The organism is Rhodovulum sp. FJ3 (genome assembly GCF_032918305.1).
In the GTDB taxonomy this organism is placed as follows: Bacteria; Pseudomonadota; Alphaproteobacteria; order Rhodobacterales; family Rhodobacteraceae; genus SAT37.
This window is the reverse complement of the sequence record NZ_JAWJUU010000005.1, coordinates 154,641-179,833: the sequence shown is the minus strand read 5'-3', so window position 1 is coordinate 179,833 and position 25,193 is coordinate 154,641. Positions and strand designations below refer to the sequence as shown.

The window sequence follows — 25,193 nt, the reverse complement described above, 5'->3', positions numbered from 1 at the left end:
CTTAGCGTCCTTTGAGGAAATCTTTGGCGGCGGCAGTGGTTTGTTCGATCCACGGCTGTTCTTTGGCGATGGCAGCCTCAAGCCCGTTCTCGTCCAGCATCAGCCAGTGCTCGAGAATGACACTCATATCGGCGGGGCAATGTTTGAGCTGATCCAGCGTCCACTCGATGGGCGCGCGACCTTGCCCCAACGGAACGCCGTGAATGCGGAAACCGACACCGTAGGGATCTGGCGTGATCTCGTAGTCCTTCAAATGCAGGTTGATCGTGTAGGGGGCGAGCATCGAAATGGTCTCTTCGGGCCATTCGTTTGCGCAGATTGAGTTGGCCACATCCAAACAGACACCAAGGTGATCGTCGTTCACCGTGTCCAGCAATTCGACCATGCGCGGCGAGGGATAGTTGAAGTGGTTCTCGATGGCGATCTTCATCCCTGCGGCGCGGGCCTTGTCCACGCGGGGACGCAACTGCTCGGCCAAATCGGCGACGGAAATGTGCCCATCCGCCTCGTCAAGCGCGACGCGCATGATTTTGGAATGCAGGCGTTGGCCGATTTCCAGATAACGGTCCACTTCTTCGGCGTCGAAACATTGCGTGCCGAGTTCAAGCGTCAGGCCCTTCTCCTGCGCCACTTCATAAAGGCGATGGTGGTCCGCTTCGCTGTAGCGGTCCAGCGGCATGTTGTCGGCATACTGCACGACCTTCAGCCCGAGTGCCTCCGCGCGATCCAACAGGTCGAATGCGTTCAATGGTTCGCTTGGCACCTGGTCCTTGATGCCGATGGACCAGCGATAAGCGTAACTGCCCAAGCCGATTTTCATGAATTCCTCCGTCTCCTCCAAGCCGACGCGTTTCGGCGCACGGCGCAATAGCCTCTTAGGGCTAGACAAAAAGCTGGAAGCTGAAAACGAAAACCACGCTGAAAGTTGTGAAGAAATACTTCACAGAAATTTAAGTTTGCTTGATTGTTTTGCCCGAGATTTTAGGGCCATCCTCTCCCTCAACCGCGGCATCTCGGTGCTGCGACGGGAGGAAATATGACAATCGATACAGCGAAACAGCTGACCAACGTGTCACTGGAGCGCCGCGCATGGGGTATCCGGCGCAAGGCGCTCCTGATGGGGCAAGTTCAAGGTCAAGGATATGTGGGGCAAGCCCTCGGCGTGGCCGATGTGCTGGCGGTTTCCTACTTCCATGCGCTGAGCATGCGGGCGGACGATCCCGAATGGGAGGGGCGCGATCGTTTCCTGCTGTCGATCGGACACTACGCCATCGCACTTTATGCGGCGCTGATCGAGGCGGGTGTTCTGCCTGAGGACGAGATCGACACCTACGGTATGGATGACAGCCGTATGCCGATGTCTGGCATGGCCTCCTATACCCCCGGGATGGAGATCACAGGCGGATCGCTCGGTCACGGTCTGGGCATTGCGGTCGGCATGGCTCTGGGCCTCAAGCGCAAGGGCGGCGACCAGTTTGTTTACAATCTGATGTCGGACGGTGAACTCGGCGAGGGATCGACATGGGAAGCGGTGATGTCCGCGACCCAGTGGAAACTCGACAACCTGATCTGCATCGTGGACTTCAACAACCAACAAGCCGACGGTCCCAGCCGTGAGGCCTTGGCGGTCGGTCCCGAGGCGCCGAAATGGGACGCCTTTGGGTGGTTCGCGCAGGAAGTGGACGGAAACGATATGGACGCGCTGGTCGCGGCGTTTGACGCGGCGCGCAACCACGAGGGCGATTGCCCGCGTGTCATCATCTGCAACACCACCATGTGCAAGGGCGTGCCCTTTCTTGAGAGCCGCGAGATCACCCACTTCGTACGCGTTGAAGCCGACGAATGGGATCAGGCGCTGGCCATTCTCGACGAAGGAGCACCGGCATGACTGCGAACGCCCGCGCCCGCAAATATGAGCCCCGCAAAGCCCCGACCGAAAAGGTCGCCACGAGTGCGATGATCGCCTCGTTGGCGGCAGAAGGTTATGACACCATTTCCGCGCCCTTCGGCCATGCCCTCAACGAGGTTGCCGCACAGGACGATCGTATCGTTGGCCTTTCTGCCGATCTGGCGAAATACACCGACCTGCACATCTTTGCACAGGCCAACCCCGACCGTTTTTATCAGATGGGTATGGCCGAACAGTTGCTGATCTCTGCCGCTGCTGGGATGGCGCATGAGGGCTATATCCCCTTTGCCACAACCTATGCTGTGTTCGCGTCTCGCCGCGCCTATGACTTTATTTGTATGGCGATTGCGGAAGAGAACCTGCCCGTCAAAATCGTGTGCGGTCTGCCCGGTCTGACCACCGGTTACGGCCCGAGCCATCAAGCGACCGAAGATCTAGCAATCTTTCGCGGACTGCCGAACATGACGATCATCGACCCCGCTGATGCCACAGATGTCGCCCAGATGGTGCCTGCGATGGTGGATCACGACGGCCCCGTCTACGCCCGCCTGTTGCGCGGCAACGTGCCGTCCGTCCTGACCCGCTACAAGCCCGACTACCGGTTCCAACTGGGCAAAGCGCAAATGATCCGCGAGGGCAAAGACGTTCTGGTCGTGACCTCCGGCATCATGACGATGCGGGCGCTCGACGCTGCGGAACTTCTGGCCAAGGACGGTATTGATGTGGCCGTGCTGCACTGCCCGACGATCAAGCCGCTCGATACTGCAACCATTCTCGATGAGGCCGCCAAAGGGCGGCTTCTGGTGACGGCCGAAAACCACACGGTGATCGGCGGTCTGGGCGAGGCCGTGGCAGCCACCCTGCTGCGGGCGGGGGTGACTCCCGCCTTTCGCCAAATCGGCCTCCCCGATCAATTCCTCGAGGCGGGCGCGCTGCCCACCTTGCACGACATGTACGGCCTGAGCACCGCAAAGGTCGCCGAACAAATCCGCGGCTGGCTCTAACGGCGCGGCACTAACGAAAGGAAGAAAAATGGGACTTCTCGACGGCAAATTTGCTATCGTCACGGGCGCGGCCTCTCCGCGCGGCTTGGGCAAGGCAACGGCCAAACTCTTTGCTGAACACGGCGCAACGGTTGCCATTCTCGACCTGAACGCCGAGCAAGCACAGGCCGCAGCAAACGACCTGCCCGGGTCGGGTCACATCGGTCTCGCCTGTAACGTGATCGATAAGGATGCCTGCCAGAAAGTGGCTGATGAGTTGATCGCCAAATGGGGTGCCGTTGACATTCTGGTCAACAACGCAGGCATCACCCAGCCGCTCAAGATCATGGACATCCAGCCCGAAAACTACGAGGCCGTCCTCGACGTGAACCTGCGCGGCACGCTCTACATGAGCCAAGCGCTGATCCCGCACTTTCGCGGTCGCAAAACCGGCTCGGTTGTGAACCTGTCCTCGGTCTCTGCACAGCGCGGCGGCGGTATCTTCGGCGGACCGCATTACTCGGCGGCCAAGGCAGGCATCCTTGGCCTGACTAAGGCAATGGCCCGCGAATGTGCGCCTGATGGCGTGCGTTTCAACGCGATCTGCCCCGGCTTCATCGCGACCGATATCACCGCAGGCAAACTGACCGACGAGATGCGCGCCATGGTGCTTGAAGGCATCCCGATGGGCCGCGCTGGCACTGCTGATGATGTAGCTGGCTGTGCCCTGTTCCTTGCCTCTGACCTGTCGTCCTACTGCACAGGTACCGAGGTCGATGTGAACGGCGGCTCGCTCATTCACTGACAAAATTACCTGACTGCCGCCACACGGGTGGCAGTCAGACAGAAATTCCGTCATGTCAAAACATGTCGGGTTACCGCCGGATCATCCGGCAGGACGGGGAGGAAACCGTCCGAACCTATTGGGAGGAAAACCATGAAAGCCACCATCAAATCCACCATTCTCGGCGCAACGATTCTGAGCGCCGCGGCGCCTGCCTTTGCCGACGAAATCGTATTTGCTCACGGCGCCAACCCCGGCAACCCGCGTTACGCGGCGGCTGAAATGTTTGCCGCTCTGGTTCCCGCGTGTACCGGCGGCGAAACCACCGTCAACGTTGCCGCCTCGGCGACCATGGGCAACGATGTCGAAATGCTGACCTCGACCGCCGCAGGCGTGATCCAGATGTCCGCCAACAGCCAAGGCCCGCTGGCACAGATCGTCCCCGAAGCCGGCATGCTTGGCCTGCCGTTCCTGTTTGAAGACCTGCCGACCGTGTGGTCCGTGGTTGACGGTGAAGTCGGCGAGATGCTCGATGCCAAGGCGCAGAACGCTGGCCTGAAAATCTTGACCTTCTGGGACAACGGTATCCGCCACGTAACTCACACGGGCAAAAACGTTCCGACCCCTGCCGATCTCGGCGGCATGCAAATCCGCACCCCGTCCGATGAAGTGACCATCGCGACCTTCGAAGCTCTGGGCGCTTCGCCTGCTCCGTTGGCATGGTCCGAACTGCCGACCGCGTTGCAATCTGGCGTGTTCGAAGGTCAGGAAAACCCGCTGACCAACATCTACTCGGCCAAACTGCACGAGATCACCTCCTATGTGACCATGACCGGCCACAAGTATGAATCGACCCCCGTTGTCGCTTCGCTGGCATGGTGGTCGTCGCTGGACGAAGGCACCCAATCCTGCATCGAGTCTTCTGCTAAAGAAGCTGGTTGGTATCAGCGTGGTCTCTCCCTGTCCCAAGGCAACGAGCTGCGTGCGACCATGGAAGCCGAAGGCGCAACCTTTGCCGAGGTCCAAGACCGTCAGGCATTCATCGACGCCACTGCATCGGTTTATGAGACCTACGAAGCACAGTTCGGCGATCTGATCTCCGCCCTGCGTGAGGCCGCTCAGTGATGCCCGCTGGGGATACTAAAAAAGGGGGCGGCGTTGGTCGCCCCCTGTTTTCGCTGTTCAAGCTTGTCGATCGGGTGATCGAAGTTTCCGGGCAAGCCATCATCGTCGGCACTCTGGCGGCGACATTCTTTGCTCTGCTGGTCAATGTCTTCCTGCGCTACATCATGGGCGATGGTCTGGCATGGGCCTATGAAATCCACTCGATCCTGTTTCCGTGGCTTGTTGCCGGTGGCATTGCCGTGGCCAGCGTCCGCGCGCATCACATCTCGGTTGATGTGCTGGTGTCCGTTCTTCCCGCGCCCGTTCGAGCCGCTGTTGCGATCTTGGTCAACGCTTTGATCTGCGCAATTGCCGTGACGGTGGTCTACACCAGCCAACCGATCGTGAACGCTTCTAAATTTCAGCGTCTCTCCGAAATTCCCGTGTCGCAATACTGGGGCTACATCAGCCTGTATTACGCCTTCACCTGTATGGCTTTGAACGCGGCGATGAATGTCGTGCGTCTGATCTTGAGCGGTCAAGACGCGGCAGACAATTCCCCCGTCAGCTACAGCTAAATAAAGGAGCCCGAGATGGTCAAACTCTTGATCTGGGTGTTTCCGGTCCTTCTGTTGATTTCCGTGCCTGTGGCTCAGGCTATGTTGGGCGCGACGGGTATTGCCCTGTGGGCCAATGGCAAGCCGATGGCCGTCATCGCACAGCGTCTCTATTCGCCGACCCAAAGTTTCCCGATGCTCGCGATCCCGTTCTTTATCCTTGCGGGTAACTTGATGATGTCGGGCAAGTTCGGCGAGTATCTTGTGAATATCGCCAAGCTTTTCGTGGGGCGGTTCAAGGGCGGTCTGGCACAGGTTTCGATCATCGGCTCAGTGATGTTTGGCGGCGTCTCCGGCTCGGCCGTGGCGGATGCTTCGGCTCTGGGCAATGCCCTGATCCCCGTTCAGAAAAAAGAAGGCTACCCAGCAGGCTTCGCCGCTGCGGTCAACGCCTCGTCGTCAACCGTGTCGGTGCTGATCCCCCCGTCGATTCCGCTGATCCTGTATGGTCTGGTGTCAAACACCTCGATCATTGACCTCTTTGTTGCAGGCATTATCCCCGGTGTCATGCTCGGTGTCGGGATGTTCGGCGCGGTCCATTTCATGTCCAAGCGCCTGAACCTGCCGACCGCAGAGCTACCTGGCGGCTTTCGTGCATATAAATCGCAACTGATCCACGCACTGCCCGCTTTGATCATGCCGATCTTCGTCATTGGGACACTGCGCTTTGGCATTGCCACCCCGACCGAGGTCTCTGTGATGGCCGTTGGCTATGCGCTTCTGATCTCGGGCGTCGTCTATCGCGACCTAACGTTCAAAGACATTTGGCGTTCGATGATCGACACGGGTGCAATGACGGGGGCGGTGATGATCATCATCATGGCGTCGAGCGCGATCCAGTGGATTCTGACGGCGGAACGCACGCCCCAAGCATTGGCCATGTGGGTCACGAGCGCCCTGAGCGAACCTTGGATGGTGATTTTGGCACTTAACGTGATCATGCTGATCGTCGGCACGTTCCTCGATCTGCCCGCCGCAGTTCTGCTGCTCGGCCCGCTGTTTGTGACCATCGCCAACGCCATCGGACTTGATCTGGTGCAACTGGGTCTGATGATGGTCGTAAACCTCGCCATCGGCCTCTACACGCCGCCTGTGGGCACGACATTGTTCATATCAGCGGCCATAGCCGAAGCGAGGATCGATTCAGTGGTGAAGGCGCTGTTGCCGTTCTACGCGGTAGGGATAGCCGTCTTGTTGCTCATATCCTACCTACCGTTCCTCACCATCTACTAATGCAACTGGCCCCCGAACGTTCGGGGGTCAATTTTCTTGGGCGGGGACGAATTCAACCCCTGGCACCTGACGGCCGACCACATCGCGGATTTGACAATCCAAACGGTTCAGGAGCTGTTGCACCCGGGTGTCATGCGCTTCACCTTCGGCACGGATCCATTCCGTAAACAGACGCACGATCCGGCGGCTCGTATGGCGCGGCGGGCAGACGATCCAATAGGCGGGAAAGCGGATCACCTCAAAGGCGTTGGACAGCGGCACCAACGCCCCGCTTTCCAGCTCGTTAATCGCAAGCGTTGTGCTTTCCAACACAACCCCACCGCCGTCGCGCGCCACCTGAAGGGCCATCGACGAGCGGTCAAAGCGCAACGGATAGACCATCTTTTCGCCCATGATCCCCGCCCGCGCGAGCCAGAAGTCCCAGCGGTAGTGGGTTTTCACAGAGTCGATCAGCCGCGCGTTGAGCAGTTGCCCAATGGGATTGTCGGACAGTTCTTGCAGTTTTGCCAGATAGTCAGGCGAACACATCGGAAGCACGTAGTCGCTCATCACGCATTCTTCATGCAGCCCCGGCCAGCCGCCTTCGCCGTAACGAAGGTCCAGATCGACAACCTCGGTTTCGAAGTCCGAGAAATCGGGGGCTGCGTCGATCCGAAGATCCCAATCGGGTTCAGCATCGAGGAAGGATTTCACCCGAGGCCCGAGCCAGCGCACCGCAAAGGACGGAGACACCCGCATAATAAAATGTCGGTTCTTACGCTGACGTTTAATGGCGGACTGAACATCACGCATCATCCGGAACGCCTGCGTTGTGGTTTGGAACAGACGCTCCCCATCCCCTGTCAAAACCAGACGACGCTTTTCGCGTCGAAACAGGCGCACCCCGAATTGTTGCTCCAACTGGCGAATTTGTTGGCTAACCGCCGAGGGTGACACCCCCAACTCCTGCGCAGCCTTCGACACACCGCCCAGACGGGCAACCGCTTCGAAGTGGTTCATTGCGTTCAGATTCAGGTCCATCACCATGGGATCAGCCTAAGTCACTTCCACCCGAACAGAAAGCTGCAAGTGGGCTCGCTGTAGAACCGTTTTCAGACGTACTGTGACGAGGTTGGTGGAATTGTTGACCCAGAGCATGTTCGGCGCACCTGCGCGGAACTGTGGGTTCACCTTGGCCAGCGGGCACGACGCCTTTTTGTCGGGAACCGTCGTCTTGTGCGGCTCTACTACATGTGCCTAGCACGGCCTTGCCGAGGATCATGAACCGCGTTCATATCACCCTGAATCCTGGTGGGTATCCCGACGGGGAAGGGGATCTTGGGTGTCCACTCTCGCCCGTCGTTCGCCGTAGCTGCTAGCACTCGGGCAGGTTTACCGCGATGCCACCTTGCGATGTTTCCTTGTAACGCACGTCCATATCGCGACCCGTTTCCATCATCACGCGGATACAGTTATCCAGCGGCATGAAATGCGTCCCATCTCCGCGCAGAGACAGGCTGGCCGCAGAGACCGCCTTGATCGCGCCGAGGGCGTTTCGCTCGATGCAGGGCACCTGAACGAGGCCTGCCGCCGGATCGCATGTCATCCCGAGGTGATGTTCCAGCGCGATTTCGGCCGCATTTTCAATCTGTTCGTTCGTGCCGCCCAAAACGGCGCAAAGACCTGCGGCGGCCATAGCGGCGGCCGAGCCGACCTCGCCCTGACAGCCGACCTCGGCGCCCGAAATAGACGCGTTGTGTTTGATCAGACCACCAATCGCGGCGGCAACCAACAACAGATCGCGCGCGCCCTCATCCGACGCACCGGCGCAATGGTCACGGTAATAGCGCATGACCGCCGGCACAACGCCCGCCGCCCCGTTGGTGGGCGATGTTACGACGCGGCCACCGCCGGCGTTTTCCTCGTTCACCGCCATGGCATAGACGCTCATCCAGTCATTCGCGACGTGGGGTGCGGGTTGGTTCAGGCCGCGCTCGCGCATCAGCTGTTCGTGGATCGACTTGGCGCGGCGTTTGACGCGCAGGCCGCCGGGCAGGATGCCTTCTTGGGTAAGGCCGCGATCGATGCATTCGTCCATCACCGCGCGGATATTGTCGAGCTTGCGGTCAAGGTCATGACCGTGAATCGTGGCTTCATTCGCGCGCTTCATCTCGGCGATGGATTTGCCCGACTTGCGACCCATTTCCAGCATCTCGAATGCGGTGCCGAACGGGTAGGGGAAGTGCAGCGATTGCTTTTCGTCATGCAGCGAGGTCGCGTTTTGCGCGGCCTCATGTTCCTCGGCGGTGACGATGAACCCGCCGCCAACCGAATAGTAGGTCTGGGCGTAATAGGTGTTCCCGTCCATGTCCAAACCGCGCAGGACCATGCCGTTCGCGTGACCCTCCAGCGGGGGGCCATAGTCGAAAATCAGATCGGTCGCTGGATCGAACAGCAGGGGTTCAAAACCGGGAACCTCAATCTGTTTGACCTCTTCGATCTTGGCGACCAGATCATCCACACTGTCGGGGTCAAGCGTATCAGGACGCAGACCGCAGAGGCCAAGGATCACGGCGCGATCAGTCGCATGGCCCTTGCCCGTAAAGGCAAGCGAGCCGTGCAGCGTGGCCTGTAGCCGCGCCAACGGACCACAGCCCGGATATTTGCCAAAGCCGCGCGACAGTTCGTCAACGAACCGCGCACCGGCCAGCATCGGCCCCATCGTGTGCGACGAGGACGGGCCGATACCGACCTTAAAAATGTCAAAGACCGATAGGAACATCCGTTCTCTCGCCGTTCAGGGTGGGGCGCAGGCCGATTAGCCTGCGCGTGCCATATCCGCCGCCAACTCGCGGCAACCGGTTTCCAGCGTTTGCGCGACAAAGCCTGCAAAGCTGTTCCAGACGTCCATGCGGAAGGCATCCGCGCCGTCACGCCACAGAACCACGGTTGCGGTGTCGAACATGGTCCGACGCACCGCGCCTTCGCCCATCGACGCCATGTCACGGGGACAGCCGATGGTCATCAAGGTCTCGGCCATGGGGCCGGTGATCTCGAACGTGACCTCGCGGGCGGAGATATTGGTGACGCTATGGGGCAGGGCGTCATAGGCCCCTGCCAAAGCGGCCTCAACACCGGCAACGTCGCCCTCGGGCATGGTCAGAACCCATTCGTCCGGACCAAGGCAGGCCGCGGTCAGATCGCCCGCCGTGGCGCGCGTGCCGATCTTGGTTGGCAGGGTCAGACCCAGCGCGCCATTCAGCGCCGCCAGATCCCCGCGTGCCCGCAGGGACAGGCGACCAACAGGGGCCATTTGCGCCACACGCACGGCGGCGGTGTCCCCGATCACGGTCGGGTTCAGAGGAGAAATCGAGATGCTCATGCGTCACCCTCTTTGATCTTGAGGCGGCTGTTTTCGGGATCAAGGAAAACGGTCCCGGTGATCTTGGCGGAAATGGTGCGGTCGGGCATGGGGATATAGACGGTGTCGCCCATTTTCTCCAAACCACCTTTGACCAGTGCCAGTGCAATCGGACGGCCCATCGTGCCCGTGTCATAGGACGAGGTCACGTGGCCCACCATCGTCATCGGCAGGGGCTGGTTCGGGTCGAACACGATCTGTGCGCCTTCTTCCAGCTTGCTGTTGTCGTCGGTCAGAAGGCCAACCAGATGCTTGCGGTTGCTGTGATCCATCAGGTCCGGACGGGCCAGACCGCGCTTGCCGACAAAGTCCGGCTTGGCCTTGCCAATCGCCCAACCCATGTCACAGTCATAGGGCGTAACCGTGCCGTCAGTGTCCTGACCGACGATGATATAGCCCTTTTCCGCGCGCAGAACGTGCATGGTTTCGGTGCCGTATGCGGTGATGCCGTATTGCTGACCGGCCTCCCACAGTTTTTCCCACAGAGCGCGGCCATGCGGGGCGGGCACGTTGACCTCAAACCCGATCTCGCCGGTAAAGCTGACACGGAACAGACGCGCGGGGAAGCCCGCGACGGTGCATTCCACACAGGACATATGCGGGAAGGCGGCCTCGGTCAGCTCAACCCCCTCAACAAACGGGGCCAGCAGTTTTGCCGCGTTCGGACCGTTCAGGGCGATGGTCGACCATTGCTCGGTCGTCGAGGTCAGCCAGACGTTCAGGTCGGGCCATTCGGTCTGCAGGTAGTCTTCCATCATGTTCAGAACCCGCGCCGCGCCACCGGTGGTGGTGGTGACGTGGAACCGGTCCTGCGACAGGCGACCGATCACACCATCGTCGCGGATGAACCCGTCATCGCCCAAGAGCAGGCCATAACGGCACCGACCGGGGGCCAGTTTCGTCCACGGGTTGGTGTACATGCGGTTCATGAATTCCACCGCATCGGGGCCGACGACCTCAATCTTGCCAAGGGTCGAGGCATCAAAAATCCCGACCGAATTGCGCGTTGCGGCGCATTCGCGGCTGACGGCCTGATCCATGGTTTCCCCGCCTTTGGGGAAATACCACGCGCGGCGCCATTGGCCAACGGGTTCGAACACCGCGCCGTTGGCCTCGGCCCACGGGTCGATTTGGGTCTTGCGCGTGACCTCAAAATGATCGCCACGGTGATAGCCCGCAAAGGCCCCGAAAGTGGTCGGGGTATAGGGCGGACGGAAGGTGGTCAGGCCCACCTCGGGCTGACGTTTGCCAAGGGCGTCCGAGGCAATGTTCAGACCGTTGATGTTGGACATCTTGCCCTGATCGGTGGCCATCCCGTTGGTGGTGTAGCGCTTGACGTGCTCGATCGAACGCATGCCTTCGCGCACGGCCAGACGCAGGTCCTTGGCGGTCACGTCGTTTTGGTAATCGACGAACGCCTTGGCCTTGCCCGGGCTGCGGTCGGTGGGCAGTTCGCGCATGGTGATGCCACTGCCGGTGCGATCCTCACCCACGGTAAACGTCGGCGCATCGGTGGCGGCGCTCAGCGCGCTTAGAACCTCACTTGCGCGGGTCGCGCCGTCGTTCAGGACGGCCTCAATCCCCCACAGACCACGACCGGCACCTGCGATCACGCAATCCTCGGGCGTCTCGTCGGGCAGGAACGTGGTCATATCCTCGTCCCAAGTCAGTTTGCCTTTGGTGTGCGAGAACAGGTGCAGGGACGGTGTCCAGCCGCCCGACATCAGAACGCAGTCGCACCCGATCCATTCACCGGCACCGACCGTGCCGCTGTTGACGGGGTTCACGCGCAGTTTCGACACGCGTAGACGACCGGCGGTGGCGGTGGCGGTGTGGCCGGTCTTGACCGTGATGCCACGCTCTCGCGCCATGGCCAGAAGATCGTCGCGGACGGTGTGGCGGGTGTCGACAATCGCCTGCACCTTGGCACCTGCGTCTTGCATATCAAAGGCCGAGAACCATGCGCTATCGTGGCTGGTGATGACCGCGGGACGCTTGCCCACCAGAACGCCATAGCGGTTCAGATAGGTCTGTGCGGACCCCGACAGCATCACGCCCGGACGGTCGTTGCCGTGGAAGACCAGCGGTTTTTCCAGCGCACCTTGGGCCAGAACGACCTGTTTCGCACGCACACGCCACATCCGTTCGCGCGGGGTGTCTTTGGGCAGATCGGTCAGGTGATCGGTCAGTTTTTCGACCATGCCGATCATGTTCTCGTGGTAATAGCCGATCGCGGTCGTGCGCGTCATCAGCTTGACCCCAGCGGCCTTGAGGTCCGCCAGTTCGCTCTGTAGCCAATCCCATGCGGGTGTGCCGTTGATGGTCGCCTGCGGTTCGCTCAGGATGCTGCCGCCCATTTCGGCGTTTTCGTCCACGATCACAACCGACAGGCCCTTGCCCGCAGCGGTGCGCGCGGCGGCCAGACCGGCGGGGCCCGCGCCCACGATCAGGATATCGCAATGAAGATAGCGCGACGCATAGGTGTCGGGATCGTTTTCCGTCGGCGACACGCCCAGACCGGCGGCGGCGCGGATGAACGGCTCATACACCTTATCCCAGAAGGATTTGGGCCACATGAACGTCTTGTAATAGAACCCCGCCGAGAACAGCATATAGGCCGCGTCGTTTACGGCACCCACGTCCCACTTCAGGCTGGGGAATTTGTTCTGCGAGACGGTTTCCAGACCCGGCCAGATTTCCTGAACGGTGGCGCGGGTGTTGGGTTCGAAACGACCTGCGCCGCGACGGGTGCCGATCAGGGCGTTAGGCTCTTCCGAACCGGCGGCGATGGCACCACGGGGACGGTGGTATTTGAACGAACGCCCCATCAGGTGAACGCCGTTGGCCAGCAGGGCCGAGGCGACCGTGTCGCCCGCCGCACCGGTGTAGGTCTTGCCATCAAAGGTAAAGTTCACGGCGCGCGAGGTATCGACGCGGCCTTTGCCGGTGACGCGATAGGTGCTCATGCGTCATCTCCCAAGAAGTCGGACAGGTCCGGACGCGGTTCGCCGGCCTTGTAGGTGGTGTAGAAACGGTCGCTAACCGTGTCGCGCAGGGCGTTGAAGAACCGGCCGCATCCGTGGATGTGGCGCCAGCGTTCGTAATGCGGGCCCTTGGGGTTTTCGCGGATGAACAGGAACTCTTCCCATTGTTCATCGGTTTCGCCGCTGGGGTTCTCGGGGCGGATAACATGGGCCTGACCGGCATAGGCGAATTCCGCCTCGGGCAGGGTTTCCTCGCAATAGGGGCAGTGGATCAAAAGCATCTGGGCGTCCTCAATCCGTATTAGTGGGCCACGGCGGCGGCGGCGGCTTCGTCGATCAGACGGCCGGTGCGGAACCGTTCCATGGTAAAGGGGGCGTTGATCGGGTGCGGCTCGTCTTTGGCCACGGTATGGGCAAAGGTATGCGCGGCGCCCGGCGTGGCTTTGAACCCGCCGGTGCCCCAACCACAGTTGACGTACAGACCCTGAACAGGCGTCTTCGAGATGATCGCCGAACGGTCGGGCGTCACGTCCACAATGCCGCCCCATTTGCGCAGCATGCGCATCCGGTTGAACATCGGGAAGACCTCGGTGATCGCGGCCACGGTGTGCTCGATCAACGGAAGGCCGCCGCGTTGGCTATAGCTGGTGTATTGGTCGGTGCCTGAGCCGATGACCAACTCGCCCTTGTCGGACTGGCTGATGTAGGCGTGAACGGCGTTCGACATGACCACGCAGGGGAAGATCGGTTTGACCGGTTCCGAGACCAGCGCCTGCAACGGATAGCTCTCCAGCGGCAGGCGCACACCGGCGGTCTGCATCACGACCGAGGTGTGACCGGCGGCTGAAACGGCAACCTTTTTCGCCTTGATGAAGCCCTTGGCGGTCTCAACGCCGGCGACCGAGCCATCGGGGTGACGGCGGATCGCGTTGACGGCGCAGTTCTGGATGATGTCGACCCCACGCGCGGCGGCGGCACGGGCATAGCCCCATGCAACGGCGTCGTGGCGAGCGGTGCCTGCACGTTCCTGCAGCGCGCCGCCCATCACGGGATAGCGGGCGTTCTTGTCGATGTTCAACGGCGGGCAGTACTCTTTGCACTCTTCGGGCGTCAGCCACCGGTTATCGACCCCGTTCAACCGGTTGGCGTGGATGTGGCGGGTAAAGCTTTGGACGTCGTGCACGTTGTGCGCCAGCATCAGAACGCCGCGGTTCGAATACATGACGTTATAGTTCAGCTCTTGGCTGAGGTCCTGCCACAGATCGACCGCGTGATCGTACAGTCGCGCGCTCTCGTCATAGAGATAGTTCGAGCGGATGATCGTGGTGTTGCGACCGGTGTTCCCACCGCCCAGCCAGCCCTTGTCGATCACGGCGACATTGGTGATGCCGTGCTCTTTGGCAAGGTAATAGGCCGCACCCAAACCATGGCCGCCCGCGCCCACGATGACGACGTCATATTCGTCCTTGGGTTGGCTATCGGGCCATTGCTCGGTCCAGTTTTTGTGCCCGCTAAGGGCGTTTTTCAACAGGCTGAAGGCGTTGAAATTCGTCATTGGGTCACCGCAGAATCAAATGAGGTCTAAATTATATTGACCTGTTCGCGCCTGCGGCATTGGTATAATAACGACACAATAGAGGTACTTTCACGTCATTTCATCATGCTAGATCGCCCTGCAAAACACCTGAATGTCGCCTTTGTCCTTGCGGACAATTTCACGATGTCGGCTTTTGCCAATTTCGTGGATGTTTTGCGTCTGGCCGCCGATGACGCGGATAAATCGCGGCGCATCCATTGTGACTGGACCGTATTGTCGGGCGATATGGCGTCGATCCGGTCCAGCAGCGGCATCCATCTGCAACCCGAAACGCGGCTGCGCAATGCGGGACGGTATGACTATATCGTGGTGGTGGGCGGCCTTATCGGGGACCAGAGCGTGATCAGCGCCGAAATGACCGATTACCTGTGTCGCGCGGGGGCGGCGGGGGTGCCGTTGATCGGTCTATGTACCGGTGTTTTCATCCTGCAAGAGGCGGGGTTGCTGGCCGGATATCGCTGTTGTGTCAGTTGGTTCCACCATCAGGATTTTGTCGACCGGTTCGACACGGAACGCCCCGTTTCGGATCAGCTGTTCGTGGTGGATCGGGATCGTCTGACCTGTTCGGGCGGGCAGGGCGCGGCGCATTTGGCGGCGTTTCTGGTGGCGCGTCACATCGGGCAGGCGGCCGCGACCAAAAGCCTGAATATCATGATGATTGATGAGGCGATGGGGGGCGAACGTCCGCAACCCGCCCAAGTTCCGTCGCGCCGTGCCCGTGACCCGTTGGTCAAACGCGCGGTGCACGCAATGGTGCAGAACATCGAGGTGCCCAAAACCCTGAACGATCTGGCGGCGGGATTGGGTGTCGGGCGGCGCACGCTAGAGCGGCGGTTCGTTGAGGATCTGGGCCAAACGCCGCAAAAGGTCTATGTCGATCTGCGTCTGGAAAAGGCCTGCACGCGGTTGCGCCAAGGCACGGATTCAATTGCCGAAATCGCGCTGTCCTGCGGGTTTTGCGATGCCTCGCACCTGTCGCGGGTGATGAAGGCCAATCGCGGCACGTCGCCCGCCGAATACCGCAAAGCGACCCGTTAAATCCGCCCCCACACGAAAGAGAATGTGGAGCCCGCAGCGCGCGGGGGCGGAGGGAGGATCGGCCCCTAGATGTCGATTTCGACTTGGCCGATCGGTTTTGAACAACAGGCCAGAATATAGCCTGCTTCGATGTCGTCCTCAGAGATGCCGCCGTTGTGCACCATGTGGACATTCCCGTTCAGTTTCTTGACCTTACAGGTGCCGCAAACGCCAAAGGTACAGCCCGACGCGATGTTCAGACCCGACGATTTCGCAACCGCCAGAACCGTGTCGGTCTCGGTGCAATCGGCGGTCAGATCGGACTTGGCAAAGGTGATGCTGGCCGATGCGGTTTCGTCCAGAATGACGTCATCGGGGGCTTCGACCTGTTCCTCGGCCTTGACCGGCGCGACAAAGCTCTCTTGGTTGTAGTTGTCCATGTTGTAGCCAAGTGCGATCAGCATTTCGCGCACGGCGTCCATGAACGGCTCGGGACCACAGCAGAACACATCGCGTTCCAGATAGTCGCTGGCGATCAGGCCGATCATGATCTGGTTCAACTGTCCGCGATAGCCGGTCCAGACCTGAAACGGATCGTCCTCTTCGACGATGAACGTCAGCTTGATCGACGGCACCCGCGCAGCCATTGCGGCAAGGGACCGGCGGCCAATGATGTCCATCGGGCGTTTGGCGCAGTTGATGACGGACACGTCCGTATCCGTGCCACGGTCATAGAGATAGGTCAGCATCGACAGGGTGGGCGTGACGCCCGAGCCTGCCGAGATCATCAGGTACTTTTTGTTGCGCGCCTTGGTGTCCAGTGTGAACAGACCTGCGGGACCCGTCGCCTTGATCCGCATGCCGGGTTTCAGGTGATCCAGCATCCAGCGCGTGCCGACACTGTCGGGCTGGGCCTTGACCGTCACCGAAATCGACAGGGGGCGCGAGGGGGAGGACGAGATCGTATAGGTCCGCCACACCGTGCCCCCCGGCACCGGCAGTTCCAGCGTCAGGAACTGACCGGGCAGGTATTTGAACAGGGCACCACTAGGCGCGACAAAGCTGAACGTCGCGGTGTTTGGTGCCTCAGGCACCACCGCACAGCATTCCAGTTCCTCGATGTCGGTCCAGATTTCGCTATCGGCCGATGCGGTAAAAGGGGTGGTCTGGGTCGCCATGATTATTCCGCCGCGATGGTGGTGACGCCGGTGATCCCACGGACCAGCGTGTCGGCATACCAGTCCGAGAACTGGATCAAGCCGCCCTCGTGGGTTTCCGAATAGGGTCCGGGTTCATAGGCAGGGGACAGGATGCCGCGTTGGTTGTTTTCCACGACCTCTTTGTCCTCGTCGTTGGTGTCGATCCAGACCTCGGTCAGGCGCGTCAGGTCGTAATCACGGCCCTCTTCGGCGTCCTTGTGCACGATCCATTTCGTGCAAACCTCGGTTTCGGTCGGGCTGATCGGGGTGATGCGGAACAACAGGATGTGGTCCGACAGGAAGTGGTTCCACGTCGCCGGATAGCGGAATTTCAACAGGGAACCCGCATCGCGGAACGGCAGGTTCGAGTTCGGGATCGTCACCGCGACCTTACCGTCCAGCGTGTAGCTCTCGCCGCTGCCAAGCAGGGGCGTGCGCACAAACCGCCAATCGCCCAGTTCCGAGATCAGGTAGGCCGAGGGCGCACCAGCGGCTTCGCATTTGTCAAAGTGCTTTTTCGACAGTTCGGCCATCTCGCCGCTCTCGTCGTTGCCGATGGCGCGGGGATCTTCGGGGAAGGTACGGCACAGCGACGGGTGGTTGCCCGCACAGTGATAGCACTCGCGGTTGTTTTCCCAGACCAGCTTCCAGTTGCCGTTCTCGACGATGGTGCTCTCATAGGCGATCTTGGAGTTTTCCAGATCATGCGGCGCCAGATAGCGCGCGGTCTGGGCGGCGAATTCTTCGATCGGCGGGGCCTGATCGGCGACACAGATATAGACCATGCCCGACAGGTTTTCACAGTGCACCGGTTTCAGACCATGTTTCGACGCATCGAAATCGGGGCCCATATCGCGCGCCCAAAGCAGGCTACCGTCCAGTTCATAGGTCCACTGGTGATAGGGGCAGACCAGTTTCGGGTTGCTGCCCTTTTTGCTTTTGCACAGGACCGACCCACGGTGGCGGCACGAGTTGTGGAAAGCACGGATTTTGCCATCGCTGCCGCGCACGATCACGACCGAATAGACGCCCAGATCATAGACCACGAAATCGCCGGTTTTCGGGATTTCACAGGACGGAATCGCAAAGACCCAGTCGCGGTACCAGATCTGGTCCATATCGACCTGAAAGACACCGGGGTCGCAGTAGAAATCTTGGGCCAAGCTATAGCCGGGGGTGCGGCGCATCAACAGGGACAGGACTTCGGGTTCGCGCAACATGGAAGGCTCCTATAAGGCGATCCGGCAGGCGGGAGGAGAGCCAGATCAAAACGGTTGGTGTGAATCGCAGACACCGAGCTGGCGGACCAAAACGGGCTGACTTGCGGACCAGTTGGCCCAGTTGCGCCGAACCCGTCTGAACGGATTGCGACATTACTGGGGGGCAAGGCGACCTGTTGCGACTTTTACGCGTGTTTTAGGGCCGCTGTGCCCGTCCCGATCTGGGCGCAAAACCGCGCCATTTCCCCGTCTGTGGGGCGGTTGTCGGTATAGATTTCGACATAGCTGGGCACGCGGGAAATACGCAGGCTGATGTCCTCGTCGCTTTGCATGGAAATATAGCCGATCTGCACCAGATAGATCGTCCGCGCCCGCACATCCGCGTCATCCGGTGTGTGCCCCCACCGCTCCAACAATGCGCGCAGCGCCCCCAGTCGCGCGGCATCTGCGGCCTGCACTCGCGCCATGGTGTTCGCGTCCTGTTGCGCCCAGTTGCGCACCGCGTATTCCAGACGCGCGTCCAACCCGTCCGGTCCGATAAACGTCGCCAGAACGTTCAGCATCGCCTCGGACTTGGTGGCGGCATAGGCATCTGTCGCGGCGATCAGGGGGGCGGTCGTCGTGGCCTCCCACCGGTCCAAAAGGGCCGACAGCAATTGCTTTCGGTCCTTGAAGAACCAATAAAAACTGGTCCGCGACAGGTTCAGCGCCGTGGCCAGAGGCATGATTTTCACGCCGTCCACGCCCTTGTCGATCAGCATCTCATAGGCCGCGTTCAGCCACAGGTCCGGCGATCCGCGCCACCCTCGATCCTGATCCGTGTCCTCAGTCATCGCCAATCCGTGAAATGTTCATGTGTGATCTAATAATTGACACAACTGTACATTTTGCAAATCCTACTGGCAACAGATTTGATTCTCTAAAGGTGCGCCATGTCCAACGATCCCCTGTTGCAGCCCTATCAGTTGAAACACCTGACCCTGAAAAACCGCGTGATGATCACCAGTCACGAACCCGCCTATCCCGAGGACGGCATGCCCAAGGACCGCTATCGCGCCTATCACGTCGAACGCGCGCGGGCCGGTGTGGCGATGACGATGACCGCCGGGTCTGCGTCTGTGGCCCGCGATAGCCCGCCGGTGTTCAACAACATTCTCGCATGGAAGGATGAGGTGGTCGGCTGGATGAAACAGCTGACCGATGAATGCCACGACCATGACTGCGCGGTGATGATCCAGTTGACCCATCTTGGGCGCCGGACGCGCTGGGACAAGGCGGATTGGTTGCCGGTCGTCTCGCCCAGTCACGCACGCGAACCCGCCCACCGTGCCTTTCCGAAAAGGGCCGAGGATTGGGATATCGCCCGCATCATCACCGACTATGCCGATGCCGCCGAACGGATGCAGGCCGCCGGTCTGGATGGTGTGGAAATTCAGGCCTATGGCCACCTGATGGACCAGTTCTGGTCGCCCCTGACCAACGATCTGGACGCTCCCTATGGCGGCAATCTGGACAACCGGTTGCGGTTCACATTTGACGTGCTGTCGGCCATCCGCGAACGGGTTGGCGATCAGTTCATCGTTGGGGTGCGATATACGGCGGATGAGGATCTGGTGGGCGGTCTGACGGCGGCGGATGGCATGGAAATCTCGCGCCGTTTGCGGGACTGCGGGATGGTCGATTTCCTGAACGTGATCCGTGGCCATATCGACACTGACGCGGGCCTGACCGACGTGATCCCGATCCAAGGCATGCGCAACGCGCCCCATCTGGATTTCGCGGGGCAAATCCGCGCCGAAACGCAGATCCCGACTTTTCACGCGGCGAAAATCCCCGATGTGGCGACCGCGCGTCACGCCATCGCCTCGGGCAAGCTGGACATGGTCGGCATGACCCGCGCGCATATGGCCGATCCCCATCTGATGCGCAAAGTTCTTGAGGGGCGTGAGGACGACATTCGTCCCTGTGTCGGCGCAAACTATTGTCTGGACAGGATTTATCAGGGGGGCATGGCCCTGTGCCTGCACAACCCGTCCACAGGGCGCGAAATCGAACAGCCCCACGATATTGCCCCCGCCGAGACCCCGAAACGGGTGACGGTTGTGGGCGCTGGGCCCGGGGGGCTTGAGGCCGCGCGCGTCGCCGCGACCCGTGGGCATAGCGTTACGGTGCTTGAGGCTGCGAACCAACCGGGCGGGCAAATCCGTCTGACCGCGCTTCAGGAACGTCGGCGTGAGATGATGTCGATCATTCAATGGCGCTATGATCAATGTCAGAAGCTGGGCGTGCAGTTCCGGTTCGACACTTTTGCCGAGGCCGAGGACGTTCTGGCCACTACTCCCGATGAGGTGATCATCGCCACTGGTGGTTTCCCGCATACGGATGTTTTGGCCTCGGGCAATGATCTGGTCGTGTCGGCGTGGGATATCCTGTCGGGGGATGTCGCGGCGGGGCAGAACGTTTTGATCTTTGACGATGCGGGCGATCACGCCGCGTTGCAGGCCGCCGATGTGGTGTCCGCCACGGGTGCGCATGTCGAAATCGTCACCCCCGACCGGTCCTTTGCGCCCGAGGTCATGGCGATGAACCTTGTGCCCTATATGCGCACGCTGCAGGCCCGCGACGTGACCTTTACCGTGACGTGGCGGTTGATTTCGGTCGAGCGGGAGGGGAACCAACTGCGCGCGACGCTTGGCTCGGATTACGGCGGAATGACACAGGACCGGCTGGTCGATCAGGTGGTGGTCAACAACGGCACGCGGCCGTTGGATGATCTGTACTTCGACCTGAAACCGCGCTCACGCAACCTTGGTGCTGTGGACTATGAGGCCTTTGCCAATGGCGCCCCCCAAGAGGTCGCCCCGAACCCCGATGGCGCGTTCCGCCTGTTCCGGATCGGGGATGCGGTCGCGGCGCGCAATACGCACGCCGCGATCTATGATGGTCTGCGACTGGCGCGGGTTCTGTAATCAGGACCCGCTAAGGCAGGTGGCTAGCGATCCGGCCATGTCGCGCATCATCTGGCCATAGTGATCGGGCCCCGGCGTCACATGCGCGCCCAAGGGGTCAATCACGCCGGTGTTTGCAGGGCTGCCCTGCATCACGGCATCTACAATGCCGGGGTCGAATTGCGGTTCGGACAGGACGCAGGCCACGTTGTTTTCGGCAACGCGGGTCTGGATGTCGCGGATGCGCGCGGGGCTGGGATCTGTGCTATCGGATACGGTGATCGACCCCGTGGCGGGAATGTCGAAGGCCGTCTCAAAGTACTGATAGGCATCGTGGAAGACGACGAAGCCTTTGCCCTGCACGGGAGCGAGGGTCGCGGTGATGTCTGCGTTCAGGGCATCCAGACCCGATTTTGCCTTGGCCGCATTGGCACGATAGGAGACCGCGTTATCAGGGTCTGCGGCGATCAATTCGGCCGCGATGACATCAATCCATGCAGCCGCATTCGCGGGCGACAGCCACGCATGCGGGTCTACGCCGTCATGATCATGGCCATGATGGTCATGTGCGTCGTGATGGTCCTCATCATGGTGCGCCTCATGGTCCTCATGATCATCGTGATGCTCGTCGTGGTGTTCTTCGTGCTCATCATGGTGCTCGTCGTGATGCTCATGGTCGTCGTGACCCTCATGATGTTCATCGTGGTCATCATCATGGTCATGCGCCTCAAACAAGGCACCCTCACGGAAGGGCAGGGTCGCGGTGCCGTCGGCCTCAATCAACTCGATGACCTTGGCATTCGTGGCCAGATTGTCGACCGCATCCACCAGCCACGGGGTCAAATCAGGCGACACAAAGAACACAAGCCCCGCGTTTTGCAGGTCGCCTGCCTGTGATGGGCGCAGGGCGTATTCATGCGGCGAAGCACCGTTTGACACGATCAGATTGGGTTCCCCCAGATCGCCCATGACCTGCGCGACAAGGCTGTGCACGGGGGCGATGTCGACGCTGACCTCGGGCGGGGCGGCCATTGCGGAACCGGCAAAAAGGGCGGTCAGGGCCGTGCTGAAATAGAGCTTGGTGGACATCCGTTCTCTCATGTGATTTTATAACATAATGAGCACCTATATGATATAATATAACATGACAAGCCCCACCTCTCCCGATCCCGTCGGATTTCAGCATCATGACCACGCCGCCTGTGTGCACAGCGCGCTGGAAGAGGCCGACCGCCAATGCGCCCAAGAAGGTCTGCGCCTGACGGCGGTGCGCCGTAAGGTATTGGAAATATTGCTGCAAGGGCATCGCGCGATGGGCGCCTATGAGGTGCTGGATATTCTGCGCGAGGACGGGTTCGGCTCACAGCCGCCGGTGGCCTACCGCGCGTTGGATTTCCTTGTGGCCCATGGGTTTGCGCATAAGATCGAGCGTCTGAATGCCTTTGTCGCCTGCGCCCATCCCGGCGCGCGCCATTCGCCCGCGTTCATGATCTGCCGCCTGTGCCAAAGCGTCGCCGAAGCGCAATCCTCGCAAGAGGCCGGTCCCCTTGGGGACGCTGCCCGCGCTGCCGGTTTCCATGTTGAACAAACCGTGGTCGAGGCCGAGGGCGTCTGCCCCGCCTGCGCGCTAAAGGATGCGAAATGAGCCTGCTGAGCGTTGAGAACCTGACCATCGGCTACGGGGCACAGACGGTTTTGCGATCGGTGAACCTGTCGATTGAACCGGGTGAGATTGTCACGATCGTCGGCCCGAACGGGTCGGGCAAGACCAGCCTGTTGCGCGCGATTATCGGGGCGGTGCAGCCGACCTCGGGACGGGTGACGCATCAGGACGGGGTGCGGATCGGCTATGTGCCGCAAAAGCTGCACGTTGATCCGACCTTGCCGATGACGGTCGAACGGTTCCTGCGCCTGCCCGGCGGGCACAGCCGCGCCGATTGCGCCGCCGCCCTGAACAAGGCCGGTGTGCCGGATTTGCGCACCCGTCAGATGTCGGGCCTGTCAGGCGGACAGTTTCAGCGCGTGATGCTGGCCCGCGCCCTGATGAACATGCCGCAGATCCTGTTGCTGGATGAGGCGACACAGGGCTTGGATCAACCGGGATCGGCAGCATTTTATCGCCAGATTGAGGACGTGCGCCGCGACACCGGATGCGCGGTCCTGATGATTAGCCATGAGTTGCACGTGGTGATGAGCGCGTCGGATCGCGTGATCTGTCTGAACGGGCATGTGTGTTGCGAGGGGACGCCGGAAATCGTGTCCTCGGCACCGGAATACCGCGCCTTGTTCGGGACGGGGACGGGCGGGGCATTGGCCCTTTATCGCCATGATCACAACCACACGCATGACGATGGATGTGACCACGATCACGACCATGGGCATGACCACCACCATTACGACCATAAACCGACTGAGGCCGCAGAATGATTTTGGACGATTTCATGGTCCGCGCCACGCTGGCCGGTGTGGGCGTGGCCTGTGCCGCCGCCCCATTGGGCAGCTTTGTTGTCTGGCGGCGCATGGCCTATTTCGGGGACGCCACATCGCATGCGGCGATCCTTGGGGTGGCCTTGGCGTTGGCGCTGAACCTGTCGGTGTTCGCGGGGGCCTTGGCGATTGCGTTGATCATGGCCCTGACCGTGACAGCCCTATCGGGTCGGGGATATGCGATGGACACGGTTCTGGGCGTATTGGCGCATTCGGCGTTGGCGTTCGGGTTGGTGGCGGTGTCGTTCCTGTCGGGGGTGCGCATCGATCTGATGGCCTATCTGTTTGGCGATATTTTGGCCGTGTCGAAGACCGATCTGGCGGTGATCTGGGGCGGGGCGGCCTTGGTCGTGGCCTGTATCGGGATGCGCTGGTCGGCGTTGCTGATGTCCACGTTGAACGAGGATTTGGCGTATAGCGCGGGGATCGACCCTAAGCGCGAACAGATGTTCCTGACCGTAGCATTGGCCGTGACCGTGGCCGTCGCGATCAAGGTCGTGGGGGTTTTGTTGATCGCGGCGATGCTGATCGTTCCGGCGGCGGCGGCGCGCCCCTTGGCCCGCACGCCCGAAGGCATGGCGATCATTGCAGCGGCTTTGGGCGCATTGGCGGCGGTGGTCGGTCTGCGCGCGGCCTATGTGTTTGACACGCCTGCGGGGCCGTCAATCGTCTGTGTCGCGGCGGTGATTTTCATCGGGACCAGCCTGTTCGGACGTCGTTTGGCCATCCGCTAGGGACGCAGGATGCGCGCGGCCTCGGCGCGCAGGACGTTGATCAAAATATCGCTGCCCGTGCGTGGATCGGGCAGCGCCGGTTGGATCAGGGACAGGGTGCGCGACGTGCCCGCTCCGGCCAGCGGACGCAGGCACAGATCGGTGCCGCGCTTGGCCTCGCTCAGGGCATAGACCTCGGGCAGGATGGCCAGACCGGTGCCCGACGCGGCCATCAACCGCACTGCGTCCAAACTGGTGCCCTCATACTCCTGAGACACTTGCGCGCCCGATTGGGCCGCCAGACCCGCAACCACATGGGACAACCGGTGCCCCGCCCCGATGGTCAAAAGCGTCTCGCCGCGCAACTGGTCCAACGGCACCGGCGCGCCCTGACTGGCCAGCCGATGATCCAGCGGGGTCGCCAGCCAGAGCTGTTCGGTAAACAGCGTCGTGCTCCGCGTGCCTGGATGATCTTCGGGGGTTGAGATGATCATATCGAACCGCCCCGCCCGCAGCCCCTGATCCAGATCGCGCGTGCTTTCCTCACGCACCAACAGGCGCAGGCTGGGGTGTTCGGCGTGCAGACGCCGCACGACGCCCGGCAACAGATAGGGGCCGATGGAGGGTAACACCCCAAGACGCAGGCGTCCGCCAAAAATCCCCGCCCCCTTGGCCACGGCGCACAGGTCCTGATGTTCCTGCAGGATCAGACGGGCGCGGCGCACGACCTCTTCGCCTGTGGCGGTCAGGGTTGCGCCCGTCCGTCCGCGCAGAAACAGGGTCGCGCCAAGGGTCGCCTCAACCTCGGCGATTTGGGCGGACAGGCTGGGCTGGCTGACGTTTAACTGTGCCGCAGCCATGCCGATGCGGCCCGTATCGGCCACGGCTATCAGGTATTCCAGCTGTCGAAGGGTCGGGCGCATTGCATAGTCCAAAGCTATGGAAATCACGATTAACATATATTTGAAGCAATGCCCCAATCAACCGATAAGCGCGCA

At 61.0% G+C, this 25,193-nt stretch carries 23 protein-coding genes; 11 read left to right on the top strand and 12 right to left on the bottom strand.

What is annotated here, in order from left to right; translation table 11 throughout:
* Nucleotide 1 precedes the first annotated feature (1 nt).
* The gene (locus tag R1W00_RS14815) at nt 2-820 is read right to left on the bottom strand and encodes a sugar phosphate isomerase/epimerase family protein (RefSeq protein ID WP_317263541.1); all 819 of its coding nucleotides are present in this window, start codon (nt 818-820) and stop codon (nt 2-4) included.
* A gap of 216 nt (nt 821-1,036) precedes the next feature.
* Here R1W00_RS14815 and R1W00_RS14810 point away from each other — a divergent pair, with 216 nt between their 5' ends.
* The 6 genes from R1W00_RS14810 (at nt 1,037) to R1W00_RS14785 (ending at nt 6,630) form a co-directional block, all read left to right on the top strand.
* Nucleotides 1,037-1,888, top strand: coding sequence for a transketolase (locus R1W00_RS14810; RefSeq protein WP_317263540.1), 852 nt, complete (start codon nt 1,037-1,039; stop codon nt 1,886-1,888).
* The gene (locus R1W00_RS14805) at nt 1,885-2,913 is read left to right on the top strand and encodes a transketolase family protein (RefSeq protein ID WP_317263539.1); all 1,029 of its coding nucleotides are present in this window, start codon (nt 1,885-1,887) and stop codon (nt 2,911-2,913) included. Before R1W00_RS14810 ends, R1W00_RS14805 begins: the two co-directional genes overlap by 4 nt.
* Before the next feature lie 28 nt (nt 2,914-2,941).
* Nucleotides 2,942-3,697, top strand: coding sequence for a glucose 1-dehydrogenase (locus tag R1W00_RS14800; protein WP_317263538.1), 756 nt, complete (start codon nt 2,942-2,944; stop codon nt 3,695-3,697).
* 132 nt (nt 3,698-3,829) lie between these two features.
* Nucleotides 3,830-4,801, top strand: coding sequence for a TRAP transporter substrate-binding protein (locus R1W00_RS14795; RefSeq protein WP_317263537.1), 972 nt, complete (start codon nt 3,830-3,832; stop codon nt 4,799-4,801).
* The gene (locus R1W00_RS14790) at nt 4,801-5,358 is read left to right on the top strand and encodes a TRAP transporter small permease (RefSeq protein WP_317263536.1); all 558 of its coding nucleotides are present in this window, start codon (nt 4,801-4,803) and stop codon (nt 5,356-5,358) included. Before R1W00_RS14795 ends, R1W00_RS14790 begins: the two co-directional genes overlap by 1 nt.
* A 15-nt stretch (nt 5,359-5,373) precedes the next feature.
* Nucleotides 5,374-6,630: a TRAP transporter large permease gene (locus R1W00_RS14785; protein ID WP_317263535.1), complete on the top strand. Its 1,257-nt coding sequence runs from the start codon at nt 5,374-5,376 to the stop codon at nt 6,628-6,630.
* A 27-nt stretch (nt 6,631-6,657) separates the two neighbouring features.
* Here R1W00_RS14785 and R1W00_RS14780 read toward each other — a convergent pair whose 3' ends face one another.
* From R1W00_RS14780 to R1W00_RS14755, 6 genes are all read right to left on the bottom strand, one after another.
* Complete coding sequence (locus R1W00_RS14780) at nt 6,658-7,656, bottom strand: LysR family transcriptional regulator (protein ID WP_317263534.1); 999 nt, start codon at nt 7,654-7,656, stop codon at nt 6,658-6,660.
* A 328-nt stretch (nt 7,657-7,984) separates the two neighbouring features.
* On the bottom strand, nt 7,985-9,391 hold the full coding sequence (locus R1W00_RS14775; protein ID WP_317263533.1) for an L-serine ammonia-lyase: 1,407 nt from the start codon (nt 9,389-9,391) through the stop codon (nt 7,985-7,987).
* Between the two features lie 36 nt (nt 9,392-9,427).
* Nucleotides 9,428-9,991: a sarcosine oxidase subunit gamma gene (locus R1W00_RS14770; protein ID WP_317263532.1), complete on the bottom strand. Its 564-nt coding sequence runs from the start codon at nt 9,989-9,991 to the stop codon at nt 9,428-9,430.
* Complete coding sequence (locus tag R1W00_RS14765) at nt 9,988-12,996, bottom strand: sarcosine oxidase subunit alpha (RefSeq protein ID WP_317263531.1); 3,009 nt, start codon at nt 12,994-12,996, stop codon at nt 9,988-9,990. Before R1W00_RS14765 ends, R1W00_RS14770 begins: the two co-directional genes overlap by 4 nt.
* On the bottom strand, nt 12,993-13,295 hold the full coding sequence (locus R1W00_RS14760) for a sarcosine oxidase subunit delta (RefSeq protein WP_317263530.1): 303 nt from the start codon (nt 13,293-13,295) through the stop codon (nt 12,993-12,995). The genes R1W00_RS14765 and R1W00_RS14760 overlap by 4 nt, the downstream gene beginning before the upstream one ends.
* Nucleotides 13,296-13,315: 20 nt before the next feature.
* Nucleotides 13,316-14,569, bottom strand: coding sequence for a sarcosine oxidase subunit beta family protein (locus R1W00_RS14755; RefSeq protein WP_317263529.1), 1,254 nt, complete (start codon nt 14,567-14,569; stop codon nt 13,316-13,318).
* 105 nt (nt 14,570-14,674) lie between these two features.
* Between R1W00_RS14755 and R1W00_RS14750 the strand changes: the two genes are divergently transcribed.
* Nucleotides 14,675-15,649 (top strand): GlxA family transcriptional regulator, encoded by a 975-nt coding sequence (locus tag R1W00_RS14750; RefSeq protein ID WP_317263528.1) that lies wholly within the window; start codon nt 14,675-14,677, stop codon nt 15,647-15,649.
* A 65-nt stretch (nt 15,650-15,714) separates the two neighbouring features.
* Here the strand turns inward: R1W00_RS14750 and R1W00_RS14745 are convergent, their stop codons facing one another.
* From R1W00_RS14745 to R1W00_RS14735, 3 genes are all read right to left on the bottom strand, one after another.
* Nucleotides 15,715-16,806, bottom strand: coding sequence for a hybrid-cluster NAD(P)-dependent oxidoreductase (locus tag R1W00_RS14745; RefSeq protein ID WP_317263527.1), 1,092 nt, complete (start codon nt 16,804-16,806; stop codon nt 15,715-15,717).
* A 2-nt stretch (nt 16,807-16,808) separates the two neighbouring features.
* Entirely contained in the window at nt 16,809-18,047 is a 1,239-nt protein-coding gene (locus R1W00_RS14740; protein WP_317263526.1) for an aromatic ring-hydroxylating dioxygenase subunit alpha, read from the bottom strand.
* 185 nt (nt 18,048-18,232) lie between these two features.
* Entirely contained in the window at nt 18,233-18,880 is a 648-nt protein-coding gene (locus tag R1W00_RS14735) for a TetR/AcrR family transcriptional regulator (protein ID WP_317263525.1), read from the bottom strand.
* A 99-nt stretch (nt 18,881-18,979) separates the two neighbouring features.
* Here R1W00_RS14735 and hpbA point away from each other — a divergent pair, with 99 nt between their 5' ends.
* A complete protein-coding gene (gene hpbA, locus R1W00_RS14730) occupies nt 18,980-21,016 on the top strand; it encodes an N-methyl-L-proline N-demethylase HpbA (RefSeq protein ID WP_317263524.1) in 2,037 nt (678 codons plus the stop codon).
* On the opposite strand, the gene R1W00_RS14725 is transcribed toward hpbA, so the two are convergent.
* A complete protein-coding gene (locus tag R1W00_RS14725) occupies nt 21,017-22,084 on the bottom strand; it encodes a zinc ABC transporter substrate-binding protein (protein WP_317263523.1) in 1,068 nt (355 codons plus the stop codon).
* Between the two features lie 55 nt (nt 22,085-22,139).
* Between R1W00_RS14725 and R1W00_RS14720 the strand changes: the two genes are divergently transcribed.
* The 3 genes from R1W00_RS14720 to R1W00_RS14710 are packed head-to-tail and all read left to right on the top strand — an operon-like array spanning nt 22,140 to nt 24,216.
* On the top strand, nt 22,140-22,640 hold the full coding sequence (locus R1W00_RS14720) for a transcriptional repressor (protein WP_317263522.1): 501 nt from the start codon (nt 22,140-22,142) through the stop codon (nt 22,638-22,640).
* A complete protein-coding gene (locus R1W00_RS14715) occupies nt 22,637-23,422 on the top strand; it encodes a metal ABC transporter ATP-binding protein (RefSeq protein ID WP_317263521.1) in 786 nt (261 codons plus the stop codon). The genes R1W00_RS14720 and R1W00_RS14715 overlap by 4 nt, the downstream gene beginning before the upstream one ends.
* A complete protein-coding gene (locus tag R1W00_RS14710; protein ID WP_317263572.1) occupies nt 23,422-24,216 on the top strand; it encodes a metal ABC transporter permease in 795 nt (264 codons plus the stop codon). The genes R1W00_RS14715 and R1W00_RS14710 overlap by 1 nt, the downstream gene beginning before the upstream one ends.
* Here the strand turns inward: R1W00_RS14710 and R1W00_RS14705 are convergent.
* Nucleotides 24,213-25,118, bottom strand: coding sequence for a hydrogen peroxide-inducible genes activator (locus R1W00_RS14705; RefSeq protein ID WP_317263520.1), 906 nt, complete (start codon nt 25,116-25,118; stop codon nt 24,213-24,215). The genes R1W00_RS14710 and R1W00_RS14705 overlap by 4 nt on opposite strands.
* Between the last annotated feature and the right edge of the window lie 75 nt (nt 25,119-25,193).

Excerpts from the sequence above, each read along its gene's own strand:
- R1W00_RS14750 (WP_317263528.1), top strand. The coding sequence starts at position 14,675 with ATGCTAGATCGCCCTGCAAAACACCTGAATGTCGCCTTTGTCCTTGCG.
- R1W00_RS14810 (WP_317263540.1), top strand. The coding sequence starts at position 1,037 with ATGACAATCGATACAGCGAAACAGCTGACCAACGTGTCACTGGAGCGC.
- R1W00_RS14735 (WP_317263525.1), bottom strand. The coding sequence starts at position 18,880 with ATGACTGAGGACACGGATCAGGATCGAGGGTGGCGCGGATCGCCGGAC.
- R1W00_RS14760 (WP_317263530.1), bottom strand. The coding sequence starts at position 13,295 with ATGCTTTTGATCCACTGCCCCTATTGCGAGGAAACCCTGCCCGAGGCG.
- R1W00_RS14745 (WP_317263527.1), bottom strand. The coding sequence starts at position 16,806 with ATGGCGACCCAGACCACCCCTTTTACCGCATCGGCCGATAGCGAAATC.
- R1W00_RS14705 (WP_317263520.1), bottom strand. The coding sequence starts at position 25,118 with ATGCGCCCGACCCTTCGACAGCTGGAATACCTGATAGCCGTGGCCGAT.
- R1W00_RS14795 (WP_317263537.1), top strand. The coding sequence starts at position 3,830 with ATGAAAGCCACCATCAAATCCACCATTCTCGGCGCAACGATTCTGAGC.
- R1W00_RS14770 (WP_317263532.1), bottom strand. The coding sequence starts at position 9,991 with ATGAGCATCTCGATTTCTCCTCTGAACCCGACCGTGATCGGGGACACC.
- R1W00_RS14780 (WP_317263534.1), bottom strand. The coding sequence starts at position 7,656 with ATGGTGATGGACCTGAATCTGAACGCAATGAACCACTTCGAAGCGGTT.
- R1W00_RS14800 (WP_317263538.1), top strand. The coding sequence starts at position 2,942 with ATGGGACTTCTCGACGGCAAATTTGCTATCGTCACGGGCGCGGCCTCT.
- hpbA (WP_317263524.1), top strand. The coding sequence starts at position 18,980 with ATGTCCAACGATCCCCTGTTGCAGCCCTATCAGTTGAAACACCTGACC.
- R1W00_RS14790 (WP_317263536.1), top strand. The coding sequence starts at position 4,801 with ATGCCCGCTGGGGATACTAAAAAAGGGGGCGGCGTTGGTCGCCCCCTG.
- R1W00_RS14775 (WP_317263533.1), bottom strand. The coding sequence starts at position 9,391 with ATGTTCCTATCGGTCTTTGACATTTTTAAGGTCGGTATCGGCCCGTCC.
- R1W00_RS14765 (WP_317263531.1), bottom strand. The coding sequence starts at position 12,996 with ATGAGCACCTATCGCGTCACCGGCAAAGGCCGCGTCGATACCTCGCGC.
- R1W00_RS14805 (WP_317263539.1), top strand. The coding sequence starts at position 1,885 with ATGACTGCGAACGCCCGCGCCCGCAAATATGAGCCCCGCAAAGCCCCG.
- R1W00_RS14815 (WP_317263541.1), bottom strand. The coding sequence starts at position 820 with ATGAAAATCGGCTTGGGCAGTTACGCTTATCGCTGGTCCATCGGCATC.
- R1W00_RS14740 (WP_317263526.1), bottom strand. The coding sequence starts at position 18,047 with ATGTTGCGCGAACCCGAAGTCCTGTCCCTGTTGATGCGCCGCACCCCC.
- R1W00_RS14720 (WP_317263522.1), top strand. The coding sequence starts at position 22,140 with ATGACAAGCCCCACCTCTCCCGATCCCGTCGGATTTCAGCATCATGAC.
- R1W00_RS14715 (WP_317263521.1), top strand. The coding sequence starts at position 22,637 with ATGAGCCTGCTGAGCGTTGAGAACCTGACCATCGGCTACGGGGCACAG.
- R1W00_RS14725 (WP_317263523.1), bottom strand. The coding sequence starts at position 22,084 with ATGTCCACCAAGCTCTATTTCAGCACGGCCCTGACCGCCCTTTTTGCC.
- R1W00_RS14785 (WP_317263535.1), top strand. The coding sequence starts at position 5,374 with ATGGTCAAACTCTTGATCTGGGTGTTTCCGGTCCTTCTGTTGATTTCC.
- R1W00_RS14755 (WP_317263529.1), bottom strand. The coding sequence starts at position 14,569 with ATGACGAATTTCAACGCCTTCAGCCTGTTGAAAAACGCCCTTAGCGGG.